This is a genomic window from Mesorhizobium sp. M4B.F.Ca.ET.089.01.1.1 (assembly GCF_004022605.1).
In the GTDB taxonomy this organism is placed as follows: domain Bacteria; phylum Pseudomonadota; class Alphaproteobacteria; order Rhizobiales; family Rhizobiaceae; genus Mesorhizobium; species Mesorhizobium abyssinicae.
In genome coordinates, this window is record NZ_RZOS01000485.1 from 1 (window position 1) to 3,925 (window position 3,925).

Annotated in this window: 5 protein-coding genes; 2 read left to right on the forward strand and 3 right to left on the reverse strand. The window is 64.8% G+C overall.

The window, feature by feature from the left end; all coding sequences use genetic code 11:
* Window positions 1–14: 14 nt before the first annotated feature.
* On the reverse strand, window positions 15–485 hold the full coding sequence (locus EN780_RS29050) for a hypothetical protein (protein WP_128276006.1): 471 nt from the start codon (window positions 483–485) through the stop codon (window positions 15–17).
* 233 nt (window positions 486–718) lie between these two features.
* Entirely contained in the window at window positions 719–1,606 is an 888-nt protein-coding gene (locus EN780_RS29055) for a methylated-DNA--[protein]-cysteine S-methyltransferase (protein ID WP_127286387.1), read from the reverse strand.
* A gap of 130 nt (window positions 1,607–1,736) precedes the next feature.
* Here EN780_RS29055 and EN780_RS29060 point away from each other — a divergent pair, with 130 nt between their 5' ends.
* Window positions 1,737–2,552, forward strand: a complete 816-nt coding sequence (locus EN780_RS29060) for a class I SAM-dependent methyltransferase (RefSeq protein WP_128276007.1) — start codon at window positions 1,737–1,739, stop codon at window positions 2,550–2,552.
* Between the two features lie 3 nt (window positions 2,553–2,555).
* On the opposite strand, the gene EN780_RS29065 is transcribed toward EN780_RS29060, so the two are convergent.
* Window positions 2,556–3,050 (reverse strand): DUF2244 domain-containing protein, encoded by a 495-nt coding sequence (locus EN780_RS29065; protein ID WP_127286380.1) that lies wholly within the window; start codon window positions 3,048–3,050, stop codon window positions 2,556–2,558.
* A 22-nt stretch (window positions 3,051–3,072) separates the two neighbouring features.
* Here EN780_RS29065 and nth point away from each other — a divergent pair, with 22 nt between their 5' ends.
* Window positions 3,073–3,882: an endonuclease III gene (gene nth / locus EN780_RS29070; protein ID WP_127286379.1), complete on the forward strand. Its 810-nt coding sequence runs from the start codon at window positions 3,073–3,075 to the stop codon at window positions 3,880–3,882.
* Window positions 3,883–3,925: the final 43 nt, after the last annotated feature.

A 3,925-nucleotide genomic window follows, 5' to 3' on the forward strand; every position in this document is an offset into this window, starting at 1 on the left:
CCTTTCGCGAGAGGCTATTCGCAGCGCAATGTCACGGTCGCCTGGTAGTTGCCGGCGGAGAAGCGGTTTGAGCCGCCCTTGGTGCCGGCAAGGTTGACGGCGACCGTCGATGTGCCGGGTACCGTCAGCGCGGTCGCCGTTCCGGTTTCGGCAATCGTTTGCGCGCCGGAGGTGGCGACGGTCGGGGTCCATGTGGTGGCCGTGACATCCGAGGCCGGCACGGTGGTGGTCGTGACCGGGTCGACGCTGAGCGTGACGCCGCCCGTGGTGTCGACCTGGGCGCTGCCGGCCGAACCGCCGGCATTGTGGGAGCTCAGCGACTGAAGGTTGGTGCTGACGGTCATCGTGCCGTTGGAATTGATCGTGATCGTGCAGGTCGCGGTGATCGTGCCGTTGAACAACACGTTTCCGGTGGCGGCCGATGCGGTCTGGTCGATACAGGCGACCAGCAGTGCCGCACCGATGACGGCGCGAAAGAACTTCATCGAGACCCTCCTATCAAGCCGGCTGGTCCGACTTAATGCAAAGGTATCTTCGCTTTGTCGTGGTTAATTTAGGGTAAACTTAAGTGGAGTGACTTGCCGGCAAAGAGAAAAACCGGCGAAACCACAGGTTGTCGCCGGTTGCATCGCCTATTGTGCGGGCCAATAAGTGTAAGAATACTTGCTTATACTTCGATCTGCGGTTTTGTGCAACAATCACCGAAAAAATCGATGTTTCAAGACCCGACCTGTCCCGCCTCCCAGCCGAGGATGGCGCGCTTGCGCGTCAGGCCCCAGTGATAGCCGGTCAACGCCCCGGATTTGCCGAGCGCGCGATGGCAGGGCACGACGAAGGACATCGGATTGGCGCCGACGGCCGCGCCAACCGCGCGGCTCGCGCTCGGCGCGCCGATGCTGGCGGCGATCGAGGAGTAGGTGCAGGCCTTGCCCATCGGAATGCGCAGCAGGGCTTCCCAGACGCGCAGCTGGAAGTCGGTGCCGATCATCACCACGCGCAGCGGCTGGTCGGCGCGCCACAGCCTCGGATCGAAGATGCGCGCGGCATAGGGCGCGGTGGCGCTCATGTCCTCGACATACGTCGCGTTCGGCCAGCGCCCCGACATGTCGGCGAAGGCTGCCCGCTCGCCGCCGGCATCGTTGAAGGCAAGGCCGGCAAGGCCGCGGTCGGTGACCATGATCAGCGCGATGCCGAAGGGCGAGATGTGATAGCCGTAGCGGATGGTGAGGCCGGCGCCGCGCGTCTTGTAGTCGCCCGGCGACATCGCCTCATGGGTAACGAAGAGGTCGTGCAGCCGGCCGGGGCCGGACATGCCGAGCTCGAACGACGTCTCGAGCAGCGGCATGCCGGAATCGAGCAGCCGGCGCGCGTGGTCGAGCGTGACCGCCTGCAGGAAGGCCTTGGGCGACAGGCCGGCCCAGCGGGTGAACAGCTTCTGCAACCCGGTCGGCGTCTCGCCGACCTCTTCGGCCAGAACCTCGAGCGAGGGCTGGTCGCGATAGTCGAGGCTGATCTTCTCGATGGCGCGGCGCACGACCTCGTAATCACTGCCTTCGGGGGTGATGTCGTTCTGAAGGATCGCGGTCGGTTTCATCTGCGCATTCATGGTCATCTGGGCGTTCATGGCAATATCTCCTTGAGCGCGAATATCGTTGTTCCCGCCCTCTGCCACCACCCGAAACTTGCCTTCCAGCAACCGGCGCCCAGATAGAACTGGCTCAGTGAAAGGAAAGCCCATGGCCGGCGAGAAAGTCCATCTCACCCGGGAAAAGGAAACCCTGCTCATCACCGTCTACGGCAAGGCGCTGGAAAGCCGGAGGCCGGATTCGCTGTTGCAAGATCGCTTCGCGGATGAGGCCGTTCGCCGGATCGACTATGACTTCGCGAGGCTTAAGGTCGACGACAATCTCGCCGTCAGCCTGGCAATCCGGGCGAAGGCGCTGGACGACTGGACGTCGGCCTTCCTGGCCATGCACCCCAACGCCATCGTGCTGCATCTCGGCTGCGGGCTCGACACACGGGTGTTCCGCATCGATCCGCCGCCAGGCGTCGACTGGTTCGACGTAGACTATCCCGAGGTCATCGAGCTCAGGCGCAAGCTTTTTCCGCCGCGCGACCACACCCATTTGATCGCTTCGTCGGTTACCGAGCCCGGCTGGCTCGATGCTGTGCCGGGCAATCGGCCGGCAATGATCGTTGCGGAGGGGCTCACGCCCTATCTCGCCGCCGACGAGGGTCCAAAATTGTTTGCGCGGCTTGTGTCGCATCTGGCCGGTGGCGAGCTTGTCTGCGACGCCTACAGCGATCTCGGTCTGAAATTCGTGCGTTCCAGCCCGACGTTCCGAGCTACCGGGGCCGAGCTTCACTGGGCGATCAACGACCCGCGCGCGCTGGAGCAGGCTGCGCCTGGCCTGCGGTTGGTGGAGGAAACCTCCGCCTACAAACCCGAACATGCCGCGCGCGTGAGCTGGTTCGCGGGCCTGATCTTCCGCCTTTGGAGCCACATCCCGGCCCTTCGCAAGGTGGGCCGGTTGCTGCGGTTCCAATTTTGACGATCAGCGCGCCCTGGCGGTGGCGAGCGCGCGCGAAAAGGCGGCGGCAAAACTTTCGCGGGAAGCGGGGTCGAGGAAGGACCCGATCGACACGATCTGCCCCTGCGCTTCCACTGCCATCCTGGTAATGCCGATCTCGGCATGGCGGGCGATCGAGAAGCGGGCCCAGAATGGATTGAAGCGGTGCGCTTCCGATTTGCCGGAGGGCGCGGTCTTGCGGATGTCGAGGGTGGTGCGCGACACCGACACCTCCTCGCGGGCGCGGGCGGCGCGGTAGTTGACGCGGAAGGCGATGTAGACGGCGATCACGTCGAGCCCGAAGAAGCCGAACACCGGCCAGGCGCCGCGCGACAGGAAGAACGCGCCGGTGACCAGCCAGCCGAACGACAACGCGGCCATCAGGACGAAGAAGCCGGTGCGGCCGAGCGAGCGGTGCGGTGTCAGCAAGGCATGGAAGAAGGGTTCGTCGGCCTGGAAAGAGGCGTTTGTGTCGCTCATGGCTGGATATTATAGGAAGGGAATGGCAAGCCCCAAGACGAAAAAATCCCCGATGGCCAAAAATGCACTGCCGCCCGGCCGGCGCGACGGCTCGAACGCCAAGCCGCGGCCGCGGCCGGCACGATCACGGCCGCTCTACAGCCCGGCCGAGGTGCATGAGATCTTCCGGCGGTTTTCGGTGCAGCGGCCGGAGCCGAAGGGCGAACTCGAGCATGTCAACGCCTTCACCTTGCTGGTCGCCGTGGTGCTTTCGGCGCAAGCGACCGATGCCGGCGTCAACAAGGCGACGCGGGCGCTGTTCAAGGTCGCCGACACGCCGCAGAAGATGCTGGCGCTGGGCGAGGCAAAGGTCGGCGACTACATCCGCACCATCGGACTCTGGCGCAACAAGGCCAAGAACGTGATCGCGCTGTCCAAGGCGCTGATCGACGAGCATGGCGGCGAAGTGCCAGACGACCGCGACCAGCTGGTCAGGCTGCCGGGGGTCGGGCGCAAGACCGCCAATGTCGTGCTCAACATGGCCTTCGGCCAGCACACGATGGCGGTCGACACGCATATCTTGCGCATCGGCAACCGGTTGGGGCTGGCGCCCGGCAAGACGCCTGAGCAGGTCGAGCAGGGGCTGCTGAAGATCATTCCGGAAGAATATATGCGCCATGCGCATCACTGGCTGATCCTGCACGGCCGCTATGTCTGCAAGGCGCGCAAGCCGGACTGCCCGGCCTGCGTCATCGCCGATCTGTGCAAAGCGGCCGAGAAAACGTCCGAGATACCAGCGCCGCTGGTGCCGATCGCGCCGCTGGCGGAGAGCGTCGCCGTGGAGGCTCAGTAGCCGCGCGCCATCGCCGCGGCGAAGACCGGGATCAGCAGGAAGA

What these genes read in the sequence shown, in the direction of transcription:
- EN780_RS29050 (WP_128276006.1), bottom strand. Translation starts at nt 485, where the DNA reads ATGAAGTTCTTTCGCGCCGTCATCGGTGCGGCACTGCTGGTCGCCTGT.
- nth (WP_127286379.1), top strand. Translation starts at nt 3,073, where the DNA reads ATGGCAAGCCCCAAGACGAAAAAATCCCCGATGGCCAAAAATGCACTG.
- EN780_RS29060 (WP_128276007.1), top strand. Translation starts at nt 1,737, where the DNA reads ATGGCCGGCGAGAAAGTCCATCTCACCCGGGAAAAGGAAACCCTGCTC.
- EN780_RS29055 (WP_127286387.1), bottom strand. Translation starts at nt 1,606, where the DNA reads ATGAATGCGCAGATGAAACCGACCGCGATCCTTCAGAACGACATCACC.
- EN780_RS29065 (WP_127286380.1), bottom strand. Translation starts at nt 3,050, where the DNA reads ATGAGCGACACAAACGCCTCTTTCCAGGCCGACGAACCCTTCTTCCAT.